This window comes from Legionella lytica (genome assembly GCF_044626755.1).
In the GTDB taxonomy this organism is placed as follows: Bacteria; Pseudomonadota; Gammaproteobacteria; order Legionellales; family Legionellaceae; genus Legionella; species Legionella lytica_A.
In genome coordinates this window covers 63,297-81,135 of sequence record NZ_JBGORX010000002.1, presented here as the reverse complement: position 1 = coordinate 81,135, position 17,839 = coordinate 63,297, and the positions used below count along the sequence as shown (strand labels likewise).

The following is a 17,839-nucleotide window of genomic DNA, read 5'->3' as shown; positions in this document are numbered from 1 at the left end:
ATCAGCCCCTTTTGGGGCACCATCCTTTAGTTAAGTCGTCCATCTCTCGCTATATTCGGGATGGCGTTTTATCTGTAGCCAGTACTTTCTAGTTAGCTATCAGCAACTACTTTACCTTTTAGGAAGTTAGGCATTGAGTATTTTCCTAAATCAAAATCTTTACCACTACGAATATAAATTGTCCGCTGTTGGTCATTAGCAGAGTTTGATGGCGTTTTAAAAACAATATCTTTCAATAATTGATCTAAGGATATTTGTGATAAATCATAAACGGGTGTATCCGTGGGGCTGCGAATTATAAAAAAAGCACTGTAGTTTTTAATAATATTCTCAGGGGTAAAAACATAGTTTAGCCGAATATCGGGCTCTTCAATTCTAGAACCATGGTCTCCGTGAATTATGATGGTACTGTCTGCAGCAGATGGATTTTTTGCTAGCACATCTAAGAACTTATCAACTAAAAAATGGCTACAACTTACTTGCTCGAAATAAGCGCTGATTTTATTCTCAGCTTGGCCCCGATATTGACAATCTTTATTAAACACGTAGGGATCATGGGGTAAAAGGAGATGAATAAAGTAGGCATTATTTTTTTCTACTTTTTTAGCAAGCTCCAACACCTTATCAAAAGCTTGGAACGCGGCAGTTGAGGGGGCTAATATAATTTGTGTTTCTAATTGAGGTAAATTAAGTTTAGTCCAAATGGTAGAATGTTCGATTCGTGTAAAATCAAGATGTAATTTTTTAAATATTTGTTCTAATAATCCTATTGCTCTCTCTTGATTACTAAGCGAGGGGTTCCCGGGTATTGGGGCTGTATGCTTGTAAGTAATGCATTCGGCTAAATTGAAGTTTTCTTTTTTTGTACATAAGTCTAAATAAGAGCTTTGGAGTACATGAATAGAATATCCTTGTTTCGATAACTCTTCAAAGAGAGCATTTTTTGTAAGGGAATGTTTGTCTTTTTTATAATCATGTAAAATAAGAGGCTGCAAATCATCAATGGGTTTAAAATTTAAAAAACTTGCAAATGAGGCTATAGAACGAAAATCGCGACTGTAGGTTTTACCGTAAACTTTAAATCCTAAATTAAGGTATTTATCTCTTAAAGAGTCAGCAAGACGGTTATTTTCTTCGGATATTCCTTCAAGACCTATGTGCTCATCTAAAACAATTTCTATATAAGGTGGTAGATTTGCATTCTTTGCACCTTTTTCCTGCTGGAATTGTTCTACTGTTAGAAGAGGGTGCTTAGGGATGAAAAGACTCCCTAGCCACAGTGTTCCAAAAAAAACAAATAATAGTTTGTCTAAATAGTTGCGGCACAAATACAACAACCCTGCAATGATAAAAGCAGCTGAGGCTGCAAGGTAACGATATTTTAATCCAAAGGGTAGTAAGGGGAAGGTTTTAATCTGACTTATAATGAAGAACATGAGCAGAACCGTGGTTAATAGGATTCTGACGTATTGGTTCGAAAACACCATAACAACGCCAGGAATTAGGCCTAAAGCTATTAAAATTAGGGAGGTCGTTAAGGCTTCAGAACTAAATTGGTCGATGCTATTTTCGGCTAAAAATGCGGTAAGCAAGGCCATAAAAAAAAAGGGAACAAGAAACAGATAGCGCCAGTTTTTTTGAAGGGTACTTAACATTCTAAACTCATCTGATTTATAAGGATTCACTACTAAAGAGGGCTTTAAATCCAAAACATATCTACGTTAGTAGAATGTAACATAAAGCATAAGTCCTGGTTTATAACACAGCCATTAGAATTTTTCTATGCACTTGCTGGTAAAATATTTCTAGCTAATGCCTATTAGGTATTGCATAATTAATTTTCTAATTTTAAATAAAAAATAGATTCTTAATTGGAGGTTTGAGGCAATGACAGTTTTTGCTTCAACCGACTTTTTATGCAAATTTTTTATTGCGGATAATTTATGCTCCATATTGTAGTGCAGGTATTTTTCTTCGTTGTTTTTTTTGTTATTGCGTTTTTATCTATGCTCATCTGGAAGCCATTTTTTAATATCCAAACCACCAATAATAATGAACACTATTTAGAAGGCTTAAGAGGTATCGCTGCCTTGGCAGTAGTTGGCTGCCATCTGAATCAAATCCTTTTAGCTTATTTACACATAGCAGGACCACCTGTCACCGGTAATCGAATTGGTGGTCTTGGGGTGCAAGTGTTTTTTGCCCTAACCGCCTATTTATTTATTAGAAAAGCCCTCCAGGGAACACTGGATTTTCAAAGCTTTTATCAAAAGCGAATTCGTCGCATAGTCCCTCTTTATTTGTTTTTATCTGTCTGTGCGATCTCATTAAGTTTGCGCTTTATGGAAACCCCAATATTAAGCTATGTGGATATCTTGACGCGTTGCATTAACGTGCTCAGTTTCGGTTTTATTGGTAATAATACCGATCTGTATCCTCCCAATTATGAGTTGTTAGTTTTTCAAAAATATAATGCCTTAGAATTAATCGGTGTTGCCTGGTCATTAAGCTATGAGTGGCGGTTTTATCTTATTCTGCCGCTGATCTATTATCTTTCATTGAACTCTACTAAGCGAAAGCTTGCTCTTCTAAGCCTGGTCATTATTTTGGCTTTACGGGATTTCTACAGTTACCCTACCGCAAAAGTTGTTTGGCCTTTTTTTATCGGTGGAGTTATGGCGGCCTTAATAGGACATTATTATCCTAAATTAGCCGAGTTACGCTTTTCCAAGTTTTTTTCTTATTTAATTATTCCTTTACTCATTCTGTCTGTTTTCACTAAGGATGTTTATAATTTAAAACATTTCATTTTAACCAGCATGCTCTTCCTATGCATTGTCTTGGCGAAGCCTAGATTATTAACTTTAAAGCCTTTGGTTGCGTTGGGGAAAATTAGTTACAGTGTTTATTTAATGCAATATTTGGTATTAAGATTAGTTGATAAAACCCTCGGGCCGCATGTGCAGCAAGCCCCTATTTTTATGAAATTTTTAGTCTGTTTCCTTATTATTGCCTTGCTGATTCCTTTTGCCTCGTTTACCTACAAATTTATCGAGCTGCCAGCTATGCAGTCGAGATTTGTACAGCAATTTAGTATTGCTTGGGAGAGATTTACTTCTTGGCTGCAATTATTAAAAAATAACCATCTAAGAGATGCAAATAAATTGGAGTAGGCTATCCAAAAACGGGTAATGCTTTGGTCTAGCTCTTAAGGGGGAGGCATAATACCTTTGGGGCGGCACAAAAATGTTTAAAACCTAAGTTTTTTTCACATCAACATACATTTTATAAAAAATATGATGGCAAGAATCCTTGTTGCTTCTTATAATAGCCTAAAATTAAATCAGTCGTGGATAAACAACAAGTGAAACTCGGTTTCAAATGGCAGGTTGTTGAAAGTCCCACGCTTAGAAAGTTACACGCTTAATGAAAATTCATAATAAATTATTAAAGATATCATTTTTCTCAGGCTTATCAACACTTGTTAAAATTTTAACAGGAATCTTGAGCTTAAAAATAATAGCAATGCATACAGGCCCCGAAGGGGTGGCGATCTTAGGGCAATTTATGGCATTGGCCAATATTTTTGCTACCATCGCCGGTGGAGGCATTGCTTTGGGTGTTATTAAGTACGTCGCTGAATATGCCAAGACCGAAGAACTGCGAAGCTTTTTACCAACGGCAACGCTCTACACCTTGTTTTTCTCTCTGGCCACGATGTTGCTCGGCCTAATATTCAGTCACAAGTTATCTGAATGGATTTTAGGCTCTACGGAATTTGCTTATTTGATGCGCTGGATGGCAGTCGCGCAATTATTTATTGCCATGCATTTACTGCTATGCTCTATTTTAAATGGCTTTGCTCAAATACGATTGCTTATAACGGTTACAATTATCAGCAGTGTACTTAGTTTTCTCATCGTCTGTGGTGTTGCACTGTTGTATCCGTTAAAAAGTATTTTATTTGCGTTTGTAGTTGCTCAAGCCTCGGCTATTGGTATTTCTTTACTGTTTGTTTATGGTAAGGATTGGTTTCGCTTCTTATTTTCTTTTAAAATTGAAAAAAAATACCTCCATAATTTATTGCGTTATTCATTTATGAGTAGCGTAAGCACCTTAACCGTCCCCCTTGCGCAAATCATCGTTCGTAATGACTTAAACTCTCTATTTGGTTGGGATAGCGTCGGTTATTGGCAAGCAGTAATACGTTTATCAGATGCTTATTTATTGTTTGTCACTGCGGCACTAACTACGTATTATTTACCTCGCTTATCTGAGTTACAGGCCCCGATAGCACTAAAGCAAGAGATAAGCAGTACTTTTAGAACCCTTATGCCCCTTATTGCCTTCATGTTTTTGTGCATTTACTTTTTTCGCGGACTTATTATTAATCTGCTTTACAGCAAAACCTTTGCTCCCGCCACGGAGTTGTTTTCTTACCAGCTTCTAGGTGATTTTTTTCGAGTAGCCAGTTGGTTATTTACCTATTTGCTTTTGGCAAAGGCTTGGACGAAAATCTATATTATAACGGAAATTATTTTAAGTGCGGTTTTTGTTGGGCTGAGTTATTCATTTGCGAGGAATTATGGATTAATTGGGGTAACCTATGCGTTTGCTTTAACCTATTTTATCTATTGGCTACTTATGACAGTAGTGGCGGTTTTTTATTTTAAGCAAGAAAGTAAAAATTATAAATTAGTAATCAATTAAGTCTGTTCGCTTGTGCGATTATGCTCAATATGGCGTTTTGGAGGGGGCTAGGTTAAGCGCATAGGCCCAACCTAAATACGTTAGCTGGATGGCTTAGTACAGTTCTGTGGGAGCATTATCCAAGGCATTTTGGATAAAATCTAATTTTAGCAGCATATCTTTTATCTCAGGTACAGTAAGTTGCTGAGTGTTATGAGAGGTATAATCCTCAAAATCGGAAATATGCTCCTCACCCTCCACAAAAAATTTATTATAATTTAGGTCTCTATTGTCCGCTTGAATGCGATAATATCGTCCCATATCTTCTGCTTTAGCCATTTCCTCTCGAGAGATTAGTGACTCATACAGTTTCTCTCCGTGACGAGTGCCAATAACTTTAACCTCACTATCACTTTTAAAGAGTTCAATTAAGGCTTGTGTTAAATCAGCAATGGTTGAGGCAGGGGCTTTTTGCACAAAAATATCGCCTTGATTTGCATGATCAAAAGCATGCAATACCAAATCAACAGAATCTTCTAATGACATTAAAAAGCGGGTCATTTTAGGGTCGGTCATCGTTAAGGCTTTCTTTGCTTTTATTTGATCCACAAACAGAGGAATAACCGAACCTCTTGATGCCATCACATTTCCATAACGGGTTGCACAAATAATAGGGCCATTATTGGTAACAACACGTGACTTGGCGACCACAATTTTTTCTGCCATAGCTTTGGAAATACCCATCGCATTAATTGGGTAAACCGCTTTGTCTGTGCTTAATACCACTATTTTTTGCACTCCGGCAGCAATGCCTGCGGATAAAACATTATCGGTACCTAGAACGTTGGTACGTACTGCTTCCATAGGATAAAACTCACAGGAGGGAACTTGTTTTAAGGCTGCTGCATGAAAAACATAATCTACGCCAATCATCGCTTCAGCGATTGCTGAATAATCCCGTACATCACCAATATAAAACTTTATTTTGTCATTTTTTAGTTCATTACGCATATCTTCTTGCTTTTTTTCATCGCGGCTAAAAATGCGTATCTCACGTATGTTCGATTTTAAAAAACGTTTTAAAACGGCATGCCCGAAGGAGCCAGTTCCACCAGTAATGAGAAGGGTCTTATCGTTGAACATTCTAAATTAACTCCATATCAAATTCTTTGATTCATACATTAAGGTAACCAATTCGGGCCAAGCCGGAGCAACATAACCTGTCGCCTCTTTAAATCGTTCTCCATTTAGAGAGCGATCAATTTTAACTTCTTCATCAGCTACAATATTTATTTCTTTCCTATAGATTTCAGCAATTAATGAAATCAATTCATATTTATTAATTGGATTGGCAACAACATGATAAAGACCAGAAAGCTCGGGTTTAGGAATAACATAGTCACGCATCACCCGTGCTAATTCAAAAGTGGGCAAGCCTGAGAATATAGCATTTACATAGCCTTTAGTGGTATTTTTCTGGGAAAGAAACCATTCAACCAAAGCTGTTTTACTATTGAGCTCATGACCTATTATTGAGGTACGAATGGTAATTGCATGAGGAAACTCGGTAAGTTCGCCAATAAATTTTGATTTACCATATAAGTCTTCTGCATCTGACTTATCCTTTTCAGTATAAAAGCCTTTGTCCCCTGAAAAAACACAATCCGTACTCACGTGAATCAAGCGAGCTTCAGATAGACCGCACAAGTGGGCGAGTCGGTGTGGGAACATGGCATTGATGGGTAAGGCAGATAAAGGGTCTTTCGCGTTTGATAATTGCTTAATCAAGCCAATACAGTTGATAACAACATCCGGTTTAATCTGGGCAAATACTTTACATAACACATCAAAATCAAGTACATCGATATCAGAGATTAAATTAGAATGGTAAGAACTTGGGAAATACTTAAGATTTTCCCTACTCCTTAACGTCCCCCAAACTGTAAAATTATTCTGCTGCTGGTTAAAAGTATGAAACACTGCACTTCCCAGCATACCGGTTACACCTAAAACCAGAATTTTCACATTAGTTTACCTCTTTAATTTTATTATTAAGAATTTCAATAAGTCGATGACTTTGTTTGGTCATTTCAAAATGTTCAAGAAAGTATGCTCTCCCTGCTTGGCCCAATTTTTCACGCTCGGCGGCAGGCATATGATATAATTTTTCTATGTTCTTAGCTAGCGCAGTGGCATCCTCTGCGGAAGAAACTAGTCCGGCTTGGGCATTTTCGACGACTCTCGCGCCCTCTCCATTTAATGCCGCCAAAATAGGACGGCCTGCGGCTAAATAAGCTTGGACTTTACTGGGTATTGTGTAAGAAAAGATTTCATCTTTTTTTAGTGTTACCAACAGAGCTGCTGCCCGAGAATAAATAACCGGCATCATCGATGCGGGGAAGCGGCCAGGAAGGGATATATTTTTAATTTTTCTTTGGGCTATTTGCTGATGCAACCAATCATGCATGCTGCCCTTGCCAATCAACATAATTTTACATTGTGGTAAATGCGCTACCTGCTCGGCGGCATTAAGAATGGTTTCTAGTGCCTGAGCCGTGCCTAAATTCCCTGCAAAAACAAAGCAGACATTGGATTCTAACTCGGACAATAAATCAGCAGGCATATCTTTAGCTGACATAGATAGTGCTTCTGGGCGCTCTAAAAATAAATTAGGATAGTAGATAACCTTTTCCAAGGAGGTGTATTTTTCCATTACTTCCGGGAATTTTTGAGATTGCACTAATAAAGTATCTGAGGCGGCATAAATTTTTTTTACCATGTATCCTATCAGCTTTAATATATGCTTATTTTGAATAAATCCGGTTGCCTGCACGCTTTCAGGCCAAAGATCTTGCACCCATACAGCAAGATGTGCCCGTAAACGCCATTTTAAATAGATAGCAGGAATTACGGAGGTAATTGGAGAGGGCACAAATACAAAAATAGCGTCAAACTTCTTCTTCTTTACAAAGCGGGGGAAATAGAAGAGGCCACTTAATATGAATGAAAGATAATTTAATAATAATTTCTTACCCCCTTTACCTCTTGGTAAAAGCGGAGCTCGGTGAACTGGAATCTCCGAAAAGTACTCTGTGCTACAGCCTGAAGCGGAATATCCTTCAAAAATAGTGCCTTCGGGGTAATTAGGTTTACCAGTAACAACCTCTATTTGATGTCCTTGAGCAGCAAGGCATTGCACTAAATCATTAATAATGAATGTTTCTGGCCAAAAATATTGTGAGACAACTAAAATTTTCACTTTGTTCTTTGATGTGGGTAAATAAATCTCATCTAAACACTTCCGTATTCTCTGATGAAAAAAACTTGTTCATTTGCGGTGATGGTAAAGGATTTTGCTGACGATCACAATATTAAAACATGAGGCTGTTCATTTTATTTGCATTCAATTATTTAAGTGATTAAAAAATAATATTTTTTCAAATTGAATATCTAATTTTATCGATGTAGTGAACTCTGCAATATTATTTATTCTTCGATTTTCAAATATGACTAGTTGTTATAAACTCTAGGCACTACTCATTGGGCATAATGACAGAACAATTAATTAAGCCCCATTCGTTTGAAGGTCAACTTTTAATGTTAAAGGCAAATCGTTTCATTGTGCTTGATAGCTTCAGAGGTTTATGCGCGTTGTCTGTAGTGCTTTTTCACTTACACGTTCCTTATAGTGCTACTGAGCTTGGTTTTTTTAGAAACGCTCATTTATTTGTAGAGTTTTTCTTTGTTTTAAGTGGATTTGTTTTGTTTCATACGTATAGAAACGCGCTAGCTAATTACCATGATTTTAATCCGTTTATCGTCAAAAGAATCTTTCGTCTTTATCCATTACACTTTGTTATGTTTGCGGTCTTTATCCTTTTTGAAGGTGGTAAGTTGCTAGCAGAAATGAAAGGGCTTAACTTCAATGGCAATGCTTTTTCTGGAAGAAATGCATTGAAAGAAATCATTCCCAATCTTTTATTATTACAATCTTGGCTTAATTCCACTGATCCATTGTCATTTAATGGCCCTTCATGGAGCATTAGTGCAGAGCTGTACGTTTATATGCTTTTTGCTGCGATATTAATTTTGAATCGTAAGTTGAGCCTCTCTCTTTTTGCGATTATTTCTGGCTTTGCGTTTTTCGCATTAGCGATGGGTTTAGATGTTCTTAATAACAATATCCTCCGCGTCTTCTCTTGTTTTTTTGCGGGCATACTCGCTTATTATATATACCAAAAAATATTAAACGTCGCTTTACCAAAACCAATGATGACAGTGCTTGAAGGATTAAGTCTTTTCATGATTTTCCTTATTTTAAATGGGAACTTCAAACATCAAGGGGTAATTGCCAGTCTTTGGTTTTGTATTGTCATTCTCATTTTTTCTTTAGAGCAGGGACATTTCTCTTCATTGTTAAAACATTCGTTTTTTATAAGGTTAGGAAAATTATCTTATTCCATTTATATGATTCATTTCGCAATGATCTTTCTTGTAATAAGCTTCGCTATCCTGTTCTCAAAATTAAGTCACTATGATTTTGCTCCTATGTTAAATGAGCCCCAGACTGGTGAACTTATTCGTTATATAACAACTCATTCAATAGTGGGAAACAATGTATTGGTTCTCGCCATCATAGCGATGATTATTGTATTAGCGCATTTTTCTTGGAAATACATTGAGAAACCTGGAATGGCCTTGGGGGAGCGATTTTTGCTTAGGTATAAAAAGGGTGTTACGCGCAGTAAGGCAGCTATTGATCCATCTGTATAAGTCAACATAACGCTCTACTTATGGCATCAACTTAAGAGAAGTGAGGGATTCCTTTTAAGTTAATAGCCTGACAAGAGCTGCTAAATTATTTTTCATGCAGTAAGGTGAATAAGTTGTCCCAGCTGGTTTCATAATTTGGGGAATATGGCTCGATATTGGTATAAGAAAACGATTTTTCTATCGCATCCATCCATTGCTTTGCTGAGTTTCGTGGAGCAAAGAGGGCACCTGGATAACAGGAAATTACCTCTCGAGCATAGTCTTCATCAATAGCAACTAATGGCTTTCCAAACATCGCGGCCTCCACTAAAGGTAAGCCAAAGCTCTCAATATAACTAGGAAAAACTACAGTGCTACATGATTTATAATAGGTTAATACTTGATCATAGCTTAACGTCCCTAAAAAATGGACATTTTTTTGTAGGCCTAATTTTTCAATGAGCTCCGTTAGCTTTTTATTTTCCTCTAAGGCGATGGTTAAATATAATCCAATTGACAGCGCCGCATCTTTTTTCTTGAGTTCGTATAACGCATAAATGAGTTCTTCATGATTCTTAAAGGGCACATTCGTTGCGGGATAGAACAAGGTATATTGGTATGGAAGCGCCAGGGTTGTAATGCTGTTAATATCTCTTCTTAAAATATCAGGTTTTATCACCCAGACATTTTCATCTTTCTGTTTGAAGTAGGCACATAGAGCGCGTTTCATCCATTGCGTTTGCACCACAAACTTTGTTTTGGGGTCTATATGTAAAAAAATAAATAAGGGATAAACGTACTTATAAAACGCAAGACGTCTTTCGCTACGTTTTAAAAAAGACCATTTTTGCGGATGCAAAGATAAACCTTGGTGTAAATAAATAAGTTTAGGTATTGTTTTAGAGCTGGCGAAAGATGTGTTTTGCAGTGAGAGGGAAGCCTTGGCTTTGATCTGGTTTTTCTTTAACCATCGCTTTAATCCCCAACTGTCCCACAAAATCCTTTTGGCAACGGAATTTATTTCCTTTTTAATGAAATAAACATTCTTTTTTTCCCAAGGAATGTTTAAAGAGGAGGGAATAAAAACATAATAAGTCTCCTCATCGCGAACACGAGATAAAAACTGATGCAGAATAGATAAAGCGCCTCCAGAAACAAGTGCGGTAGCATTAACTATTGTAGCTTCCTTGCTTTCGCTATTTTTTTTCATAGGTATCATATTGAATAAGGCGATGATTTTTTTAGAGAAAATTTCGTAATCCAATCATAAAGAGGGCCAATCAAACATATAGATAAAGAAACAAAAATACATTCTAGTAAATTAATAAATCCTAAATAGGGAATATTTAAACCTGAAACGCACCAATAGCCTAATATGAGTCCTTGTTGTGATAACAAGAACTTATTTCTTATTATAAAAAAAACCATTCGTTCGAGACAGCATAATAAGAAACAAATGCTTAGCATCCCCCAAAAGATTAAGGCTGGTGAATTAGCATAATTTAATATGGCAATGAGCCCGGGTAATGATGAAAACATGGTTTTGTGATTATTATGATATTTATTAGGTTTTAAGACTGTTTGCGTAAAGATACCTATGTCACCTACAGAAGGTTTTTTTATGATGCTTTCTTTAAAAAAAACCCAACTGGATTGTGGGTATGCGGTAGTCGCCATTACCGCTTCTAAGCCGACCCATCTGCCTACAAAAAGTTTTGCCAACTGGCTAAACTTTTCTCCATGTATTGATGAGCCTTTTCCGGCAGAAATAGGCCCACCTGTTAACGCGTATCCAGAGGAACGCTCTTCTATAGTAAGAGTGGAATAATGGTTAATGCGAATAATATTAACAAGAACAATTGATAATGCAAAAAGCGTCAAATAAGTAATAATTATGTTTCTATTTTCCCACAAAGCGAGTTTTTTAAAAGAAAAGTTAAACTTGGAGAAGAGGAGCAATATGTATGGAAGAGTCCAAAAAAGATAAGTTGCTCGGCTTAAGATAGATAATGAGGTAAAAAATGCCATGAAACAGATACAATAAAAGCGTTGTTTTCCTTGCCTTGGATTTTGCTCCCATCCTAGAAATATAGCCATAGACAAAGGAATGGCAATAACCATTAACCAAATTAATATTGCATTTAGATGAAATGGCAATATTACTTGGGGGCGTAGGCCTGCAGTAGAAATATGATAAAAGATATTTAGTGTATTTGTTGTGATGCCCACGAATAGCAGAGCATACCAAATGAAGTCGCTATGCTTGTTATACCATTGAGGCACATCCGTATTGATGTTTTTGTGAGATTTTTTCTTAGTACATAGGTAAAATAACAGGTTAGCTGCCAATATTCCACAGGCGGCTAAACTCGATATTAGCAAGACATGATCCCATGCTGCAGGGGTTTCAAATTTATGCGTCCAATAACCTGTCGGCTCGATGAAAAAGACTCCGAAAATAAGATGAGCCATGAACTTCGCCCAAAATCCCAAAAATAACATAAGCTGGGTATAAAAAATAACGTAACTTTGAGAAAAACAAAATGCACAAAATAATACTGCTAACCAAGAGACGTCAAAAATAAAGTAATAAAAAGAAGCCCCCTGATAAAGATTTAATCCCAATAGGGAGAAAAGAAATAAAAATAAGACAGAAGCAATCCCGAATTTAAGACTTAGTATTTTTATTTCCATTTATTACCTCGGGTAAATTTTGATATAAATCTTTTTGACAAAAAAATTTAAGATAGTTCGATAAAAATTTTGTTTAAAAATCTGGCTAGGGTCAAGCTGAACTGTAGTGCTCAAGTATCGCAATGCGGTTTTATAACGGCCTGACTCTAAATGAGTTCGAGCAGAAAACAAATAGGAGCGGCTTAATATCTTATCTTTTAAATTAAGCAGCTTTTTGTCCGTACTTGCCTGCAGTTCTTTTTTCATTACGGTTACAAATTCATCAGCTGTTTCAGAACTCATTTTGCTGGAGGATATTGCTTGAGAGTGCACTCGCGAATAGCCTAATACTTGGGGAATGTATTTAAACTCACCCAATTTTGCTAAACGGAGCTGGTAGGCATAATCAGCCATTAAGCGGTATTTACTCTCCCAACCACCGATTTGGTCGAATGCGGTTTTTAAAAAAAATGAGCCGACCCCAATCCTACATTTTGCATGCATAACAAAATCATAATATTCATACTGGGGTGCTGTATGTTTACGAATAAACTCTGATTTACTATTAATAAAAAAGTTATCAGGATAAGTTAATATAACATCAGAGTTTTCTTGGAAAACTTTTACAGAGGTACTTACGGCATCTTTTGTTAAAACGTCATCCGCACTTAAATACCCAATTATTTTTCCACGACTCATTCCCCACCCTTTATTAAGAGTCTCGGCTTGCCCCATATTGGGATGTGAGTCGTAATAAAACTTACCCTTATATCGTTGCAAAAATTCAAGCGTATTATCCGTGGAGCCATCATCTAAAACAATTAATTCAATATTGGGATAATCCTGAGCCAAGACACTTTCTATTGCTTCTTGCAAATAAGGCATACTGTTGTACGCTGGAATTACAATAGAAACCAGGGGTTGTAAGTCATTAGACATCATCTTCCTTTTATATATCTTTATGCAGAACATGAGGCGTATGCCTTCATAATCTGTGGAATAATACAGGTGATCTAGTTTGTATACAAATGTATAGATAAAAAATTAGTTAAGGCTTTAAAATCGAGCAAACCTACATCATGCTGCGCAATTATCGCGTAGATTACACCGAGCTATTTAGGTTGTCTAGAATAATTTCATCTCGACCAACGAGAAAATATTTAGATATCGAATAATCCGTTGACAACCTAAAATTAATTGCTACGGTCTGGTTGTCGGGCAACCCGGTTTTCATTAGCAACGCTCTATTCTTTACCACTCATCGTGGAGACTGACGGTAAACCGTGTCTAAATACAGTTAATGGCATTCCTTAAGCCGATGGTAAAGCTTCGACATTCTCACAATACTCAGGTACCAAGTGTACTAATAACTTGCGTAATTCTCGCTCATTCATGGTGTGGCATGCCTGTTCAATCGCATCAAAGGTATGTATTAATTGTTGCCAGTCCATAACCCGATGTTTTGCTTGCAGAATTTTTTCATGCATCGTTGGGCGTAATTGTTCTGTTTCATGAAACAACTCTTCATACAGTTTTTCACCTGGACGTAGACCCGTATATTTAATTTGAATGTCACGGTGTGGTTCTTTTCCAGCGAGCCTTATTATTTGTTCTGCGAGATAGTTAATTTTTACCGGTTCTCCCATATCCAGCACAAATACTTCCCCGCCATGGCCATTGACCATTGCTTGCAATATGAGCTGACATGCCTCCGGAATCGTCATAAAATAGCGCGTAATATCAGGATGCGTAACTGTTAACGGCCCGCCTTCTTTTAGTTGCTTTTTGAATAGTGGTACGACACTGCCCGCGGAGCCTAGTACATTCCCAAAGCGAACAGTGATAAATTGAGTTGCGAAATGGCCATTTAGATTTTGACAGTAAATCTCTGCTACACGCTTGGTGGTGCCCATGATATTGGTCGGGTTAACGGCCTTATCAGTAGAAATCAGAATAAATTTATTCACATTAAAATCCACACTGGCCTCGGCGATGGCTTGGGTACCCAGCACGTTATTCATGACTGCGATACGTACTTGCTCTTCCAGCATGGGTACATGTTTATATGCTGCGGCATGAAACACGATTTGGGGTTTAAATTTTTCAAAAAGCTGATTAATTGCATGCTTGTCAAGCACCGAAGTAAGACTAATATGTAGAGGGAGATTGTCAAAGCTTTGGCGTAATTCTTGTTCAATTTGATAGAGATTGAATTCAGAGTTTTCAATAATGATTAATTTCTCGGGATTCAGTTTGGCAATTTGCCGGCATAGCTCAGAGCCGATAGAGCCACCACCACCGGTAACTACTACTCTTTTTCCATAAATAGCAGTAGAAATTTCATTCCATGCTAATTCAATTTGTTCGCGCCCTAACAAGTCTTCTAATTTAATTTGCTCTAGCTCTGTAGGGCTCGAACCTTCAAGGATTCTCATTAGAGACGGTAATATTTTTACTGGGTAAGCAGTTGCAATACATTTTTTATAGATGTCTTGTAAATGTTCCTTGGGTAAAGATGGAATCGCAATTAAGAGTTCATCCGCTGGATAGCTTTGGATAAATTTGGGAGATAATAATAAGTCAGTGGAGCCTATAATGGGGTAGTTTTGCATTAAGGTACCATGCAGCAATGGGTTATCATCGAGTATGGCAACAATTTTGTAGGGATTTAAGCGAGTATCATTTTCTCGCAGGAATAAATTTGCACCAGCCCCCGAACCAATGACAATCAAGCCTGTCCCTACTGTTCGGCTTTTGGAAGCGGATTGTAAATATTGACGATAAAAATAACGGCTTGATAGGATCAGAATTAAGGTTAACTCGGGGTAGAAAATAATTTCAGAGCGTGAAATCAGTGCAAGCCTATTACTGAGAAACTCTAGAAAGAAAAATAAAATCGAGCCCGTTAATACGGTATAAATGCTCCTTTTTACATCTTTGGTGGAGGCATTTTTCCAAATCACTGCATAAACACGAAAATATTTAATTGAAATAGCAAAGGCTACAGTAATGCTTAACCATTGGGTCAGTGAAAATGTATCAAGCTGTCCTGAAATTAATGAATGAACAATAAACCAACTAAATAGCGCCATGGCCAAATCATGTCCCATGACGAACCAGGCCCTTGAATTCCTAATCAAACTTTTCTTCATCTATGTCTCTCTTGATGCCTGAATTTCCACTAAGAGCTATTTATTGTGTGAACAGCCCCAACATCACTTAATTTACGAGGTACTTTATCATATTCTTAATAGTTCTTGCGATTTTTTTAGTGCAGGTAATTCGTATTTTTGCCACTAGACATGGAGTTTAGGCGTGGATATCGATATTGTAAAAACTTAACGCATTGATTTTAATTTCATTACGTGAGGACTTAGTTCGTTTTTTGCCTTTTGGGAAAGAATGTTCACATATCGGACGATTTGTCTATGGTAGACATTCGACGTAGTGAAGACAGGCCAAGTCTGGATACCGCGGTCACGCCGCGGTGATTCGGTTCTCTGCAGCTACGGAGGGTAAACGAGCATGCGTTAATCTGCTTTAGGCTATTTTTGAGGAGGAACACTTTCAATTTATGGCGACTTGATTCAGATATCCTTATTGTTATCATCCTTCCCGAATTACCGTGTCGTGGCCACGGCCCATAAGTACGAAGTGAAAAGCTAGAATACTGTTGCCACCACCATTAAGAACTTTTTAACCAGCCAATGTTACTCGCTGCGATAATTCCTCAACAAAGATTTGCGTAGTCGTTTTCTCATCCTTCTGCGCAAATAAGCGATGTTGATTATATACTGAGTTGGTTTTCGCTGAAGTAAGGAGCCCATCTAAATCCTTACCATCGGTACGACGTATTTCTTGTTGCAAGACTCTAAGCGCTGTTTCTTTTTTCCCAGCCGTATCAGCACCGACCCACACAGCATTTAAATGTTTTTGGATGTGTTTTTCAATCAAGGCAACTGTATGTTCTGCCCGCCAATTTTCAGATAGCTCGAGATTCAGCTCGGGTTGTGGATTTTCTGCTACAACTTCAATGGGTTGTTGCTCTACCTCCCTATTTACAGGGATTAGCCACGCGGCCAGGTCATCCCATTTAGAGACTAAAATATCCAGCGGGATTGCCAGTGTAAACAAGATTTTCGCCGGAATATCGAGCTCATGATTATGTCCGCCTTGTTCGCTGAATCGTTTCTTGAGCATTCTTTGCGTAAAGGCATTAATATCTTCAGCTTCTTCTTGTCTCGTGTTCTTTGTTCGATGCCCACGTCCAATGAAGTAGTGTGCATCTTCAAAGCCTTCACTAATAAAGGCAATTAATGCGGCCCAAATTTGTGGAATTCCTGGCATCCGATCGGCGGTTAAGGCGATACTGACTAAATGACCTATGAATAGCATAATGCGTAATGGGGTAATGGTTAGTGCTTTAAAGATCCGGAATGGATTACATACCTGCAGCCAGTTTTTATTTTCCCACAAACCATTCCAGGCTTCTTTTATGGAGTCATAGAGGCTTGTTGCTGCATCAACCTCTTCCGCATAAATGGATTTATCTAACTCTTCGATTGATTCAGCAGTATTTTGAATATTAAAGCCCAGTGCCGAAAGTCCGGTGATCAACGGGTTTATCCCCCCCATGACAAACTTGGGCATTTTACCCATCCAGTCGAATAATGGGCGGGCATTGGTGGCGATAGTCCACCAGGTTCCAGCCGTACAGAGTGTAAGTGCGATTGCTAAGCCCGCGAGCACTAGGGACATCGATGCCATCAATAGGTTACGTGCAGAAAAGCCTTCTTCTTTAAAATGAGAGTGAACTCGTGTAAACCAATTGGTGATGGTGTCATTACTTATCAGATCAGTAACGGTATTGTACGTCAGCAAACCATAAGCCGCCCCAGCAATCACTGCCATCGGAACAATCATTAATGGCCAGTAAGCAAAAGGGATAACCGCAATCCAGGGAATAGCACTAAATGCTTCCATGATAAGATAGGTACTGCCTAGGCCCATAAATAAAGCAGAAAGGGTGCTAAATGCAGCAACAATTCGGAAATTGCGGCGTCGCTTCTGGAGCTCAGCTTGCGCAGCTTTTACTTGTTCGTTTTGTTTATCTAACCAAGCCTGTAATCCACTTTTATCATCCGCAACAGACAGGTTTTCTGCGCCGGCAAACAATTGCAGTGCAAATTGTTGCTCCATCTCCTTGAGTAATTTCTTAATCTGCTTTTTCGTTGTTTTATTAGGAGCCTTTTTAAGCTTTAACTGCAAGGCGGCATAATTTACAAAAAAAGGGGGACAATCGGGGTGGTTGATGTCTTTGGGAAAGTGCTCCAGCAAAAATTCTCTGGCGAGTTGGTTTTGCAAGTAATTGTATTTAAATAGTTTACCTAAGGCACCTTGAATATTTTGTAAATAAATTTCTGCTTCGTAAGCTACTGAGAGCACGAATGTGGCGATCGCAAACGGCAAAACGGGGATAAGGGCAAACATGCCGCTAAAGCTTAAAAGGCCAAGAATTAAGCTAGCACCGGTGGTGAGCAGGATAAGAGCGAGATTATAGGGGATTTTTTTTGTATTCATTGTTTACCATTTAACCTGTTGGCGATCATGAATAGGACTTTATCGCAAATGAGAATGATTATCAATAGCGTAAAGATTAAAAAAAAGGCATAATAGCGTGTAATTGCTCGAAGAATCAGGCCTCATCAAGGTTTTTGTATAGGCA

The 17,839-nt window shown here is 37.8% G+C and carries 12 protein-coding genes; 3 read left to right on the top strand and 9 right to left on the bottom strand.

All coding sequences use genetic code 11. The annotated features are described in order from the left end of the window. Positions 1-92: 92 nt before the first annotated feature. Entirely contained in the window at positions 93-1,655 is a 1,563-nt protein-coding gene (locus tag ACD661_RS07835; RefSeq protein ID WP_400187309.1) for a sulfatase-like hydrolase/transferase, read from the bottom strand. Between the two features lie 288 nt (positions 1,656-1,943). Between ACD661_RS07835 and ACD661_RS07830 the strand changes: the two genes are divergently transcribed. Next, complete coding sequence (locus ACD661_RS07830; protein WP_400187308.1) at positions 1,944-3,173, top strand: acyltransferase family protein; 1,230 nt, start codon at positions 1,944-1,946, stop codon at positions 3,171-3,173. Between the two features lie 253 nt (positions 3,174-3,426). Next, positions 3,427-4,710, top strand: coding sequence for an O-antigen translocase (locus ACD661_RS07825; protein WP_400187307.1), 1,284 nt, complete (start codon positions 3,427-3,429; stop codon positions 4,708-4,710). 93 nt (positions 4,711-4,803) lie between these two features. Here the strand turns inward: ACD661_RS07825 and ACD661_RS07820 are convergent, their stop codons facing one another. The 3 genes from ACD661_RS07820 to ACD661_RS07810 are packed head-to-tail and all read right to left on the bottom strand — an operon-like array spanning position 4,804 to position 7,948. Continuing rightward, positions 4,804-5,832 carry an SDR family NAD(P)-dependent oxidoreductase gene (locus ACD661_RS07820; RefSeq protein ID WP_400187306.1) on the bottom strand — a complete coding sequence of 343 codons (1,029 nt, stop codon included), beginning with the start codon at positions 5,830-5,832 and terminating at the stop codon, positions 4,804-4,806. Positions 5,833-5,838: 6 nt separating this feature from the next. Continuing rightward, positions 5,839-6,714 (bottom strand): dTDP-4-dehydrorhamnose reductase family protein, encoded by an 876-nt coding sequence (locus tag ACD661_RS07815; protein WP_400187305.1) that lies wholly within the window; start codon positions 6,712-6,714, stop codon positions 5,839-5,841. 1 nt (position 6,715) lies between these two features. Continuing rightward, the gene (locus ACD661_RS07810) at positions 6,716-7,948 is read right to left on the bottom strand and encodes a glycosyltransferase family 4 protein (RefSeq protein WP_400187304.1); all 1,233 of its coding nucleotides are present in this window, start codon (positions 7,946-7,948) and stop codon (positions 6,716-6,718) included. 290 nt (positions 7,949-8,238) lie between these two features. Here ACD661_RS07810 and ACD661_RS07805 point away from each other — a divergent pair, with 290 nt between their 5' ends. Continuing rightward, positions 8,239-9,462, top strand: coding sequence for an acyltransferase family protein (locus tag ACD661_RS07805; RefSeq protein WP_400187303.1), 1,224 nt, complete (start codon positions 8,239-8,241; stop codon positions 9,460-9,462). Positions 9,463-9,547: 85 nt separating this feature from the next. Here the strand turns inward: ACD661_RS07805 and ACD661_RS07800 are convergent, their stop codons facing one another. The 5 genes from ACD661_RS07800 to ACD661_RS07780 all read right to left on the bottom strand — a co-directional run bounded on the left by ACD661_RS07800 (position 9,548) and on the right by ACD661_RS07780 (position 17,694). After that, positions 9,548-10,651 (bottom strand): glycosyltransferase, encoded by a 1,104-nt coding sequence (locus ACD661_RS07800; protein WP_400187302.1) that lies wholly within the window; start codon positions 10,649-10,651, stop codon positions 9,548-9,550. Between the two features lie 5 nt (positions 10,652-10,656). Next, positions 10,657-12,135: a hypothetical protein gene (locus ACD661_RS07795; protein WP_400187301.1), complete on the bottom strand. Its 1,479-nt coding sequence runs from the start codon at positions 12,133-12,135 to the stop codon at positions 10,657-10,659. A gap of 3 nt (positions 12,136-12,138) precedes the next feature. Further along, positions 12,139-13,053 carry a glycosyltransferase gene (locus ACD661_RS07790; protein ID WP_400187300.1) on the bottom strand — a complete coding sequence of 305 codons (915 nt, stop codon included), beginning with the start codon at positions 13,051-13,053 and terminating at the stop codon, positions 12,139-12,141. A 371-nt stretch (positions 13,054-13,424) separates the two neighbouring features. Continuing rightward, positions 13,425-15,224 carry a polysaccharide biosynthesis protein gene (locus ACD661_RS07785; RefSeq protein WP_400187299.1) on the bottom strand — a complete coding sequence of 600 codons (1,800 nt, stop codon included), beginning with the start codon at positions 15,222-15,224 and terminating at the stop codon, positions 13,425-13,427. A gap of 586 nt (positions 15,225-15,810) precedes the next feature. Next, complete coding sequence (locus tag ACD661_RS07780; protein WP_400187298.1) at positions 15,811-17,694, bottom strand: hypothetical protein; 1,884 nt, start codon at positions 17,692-17,694, stop codon at positions 15,811-15,813. Positions 17,695-17,839 lie beyond the last annotated feature (145 nt).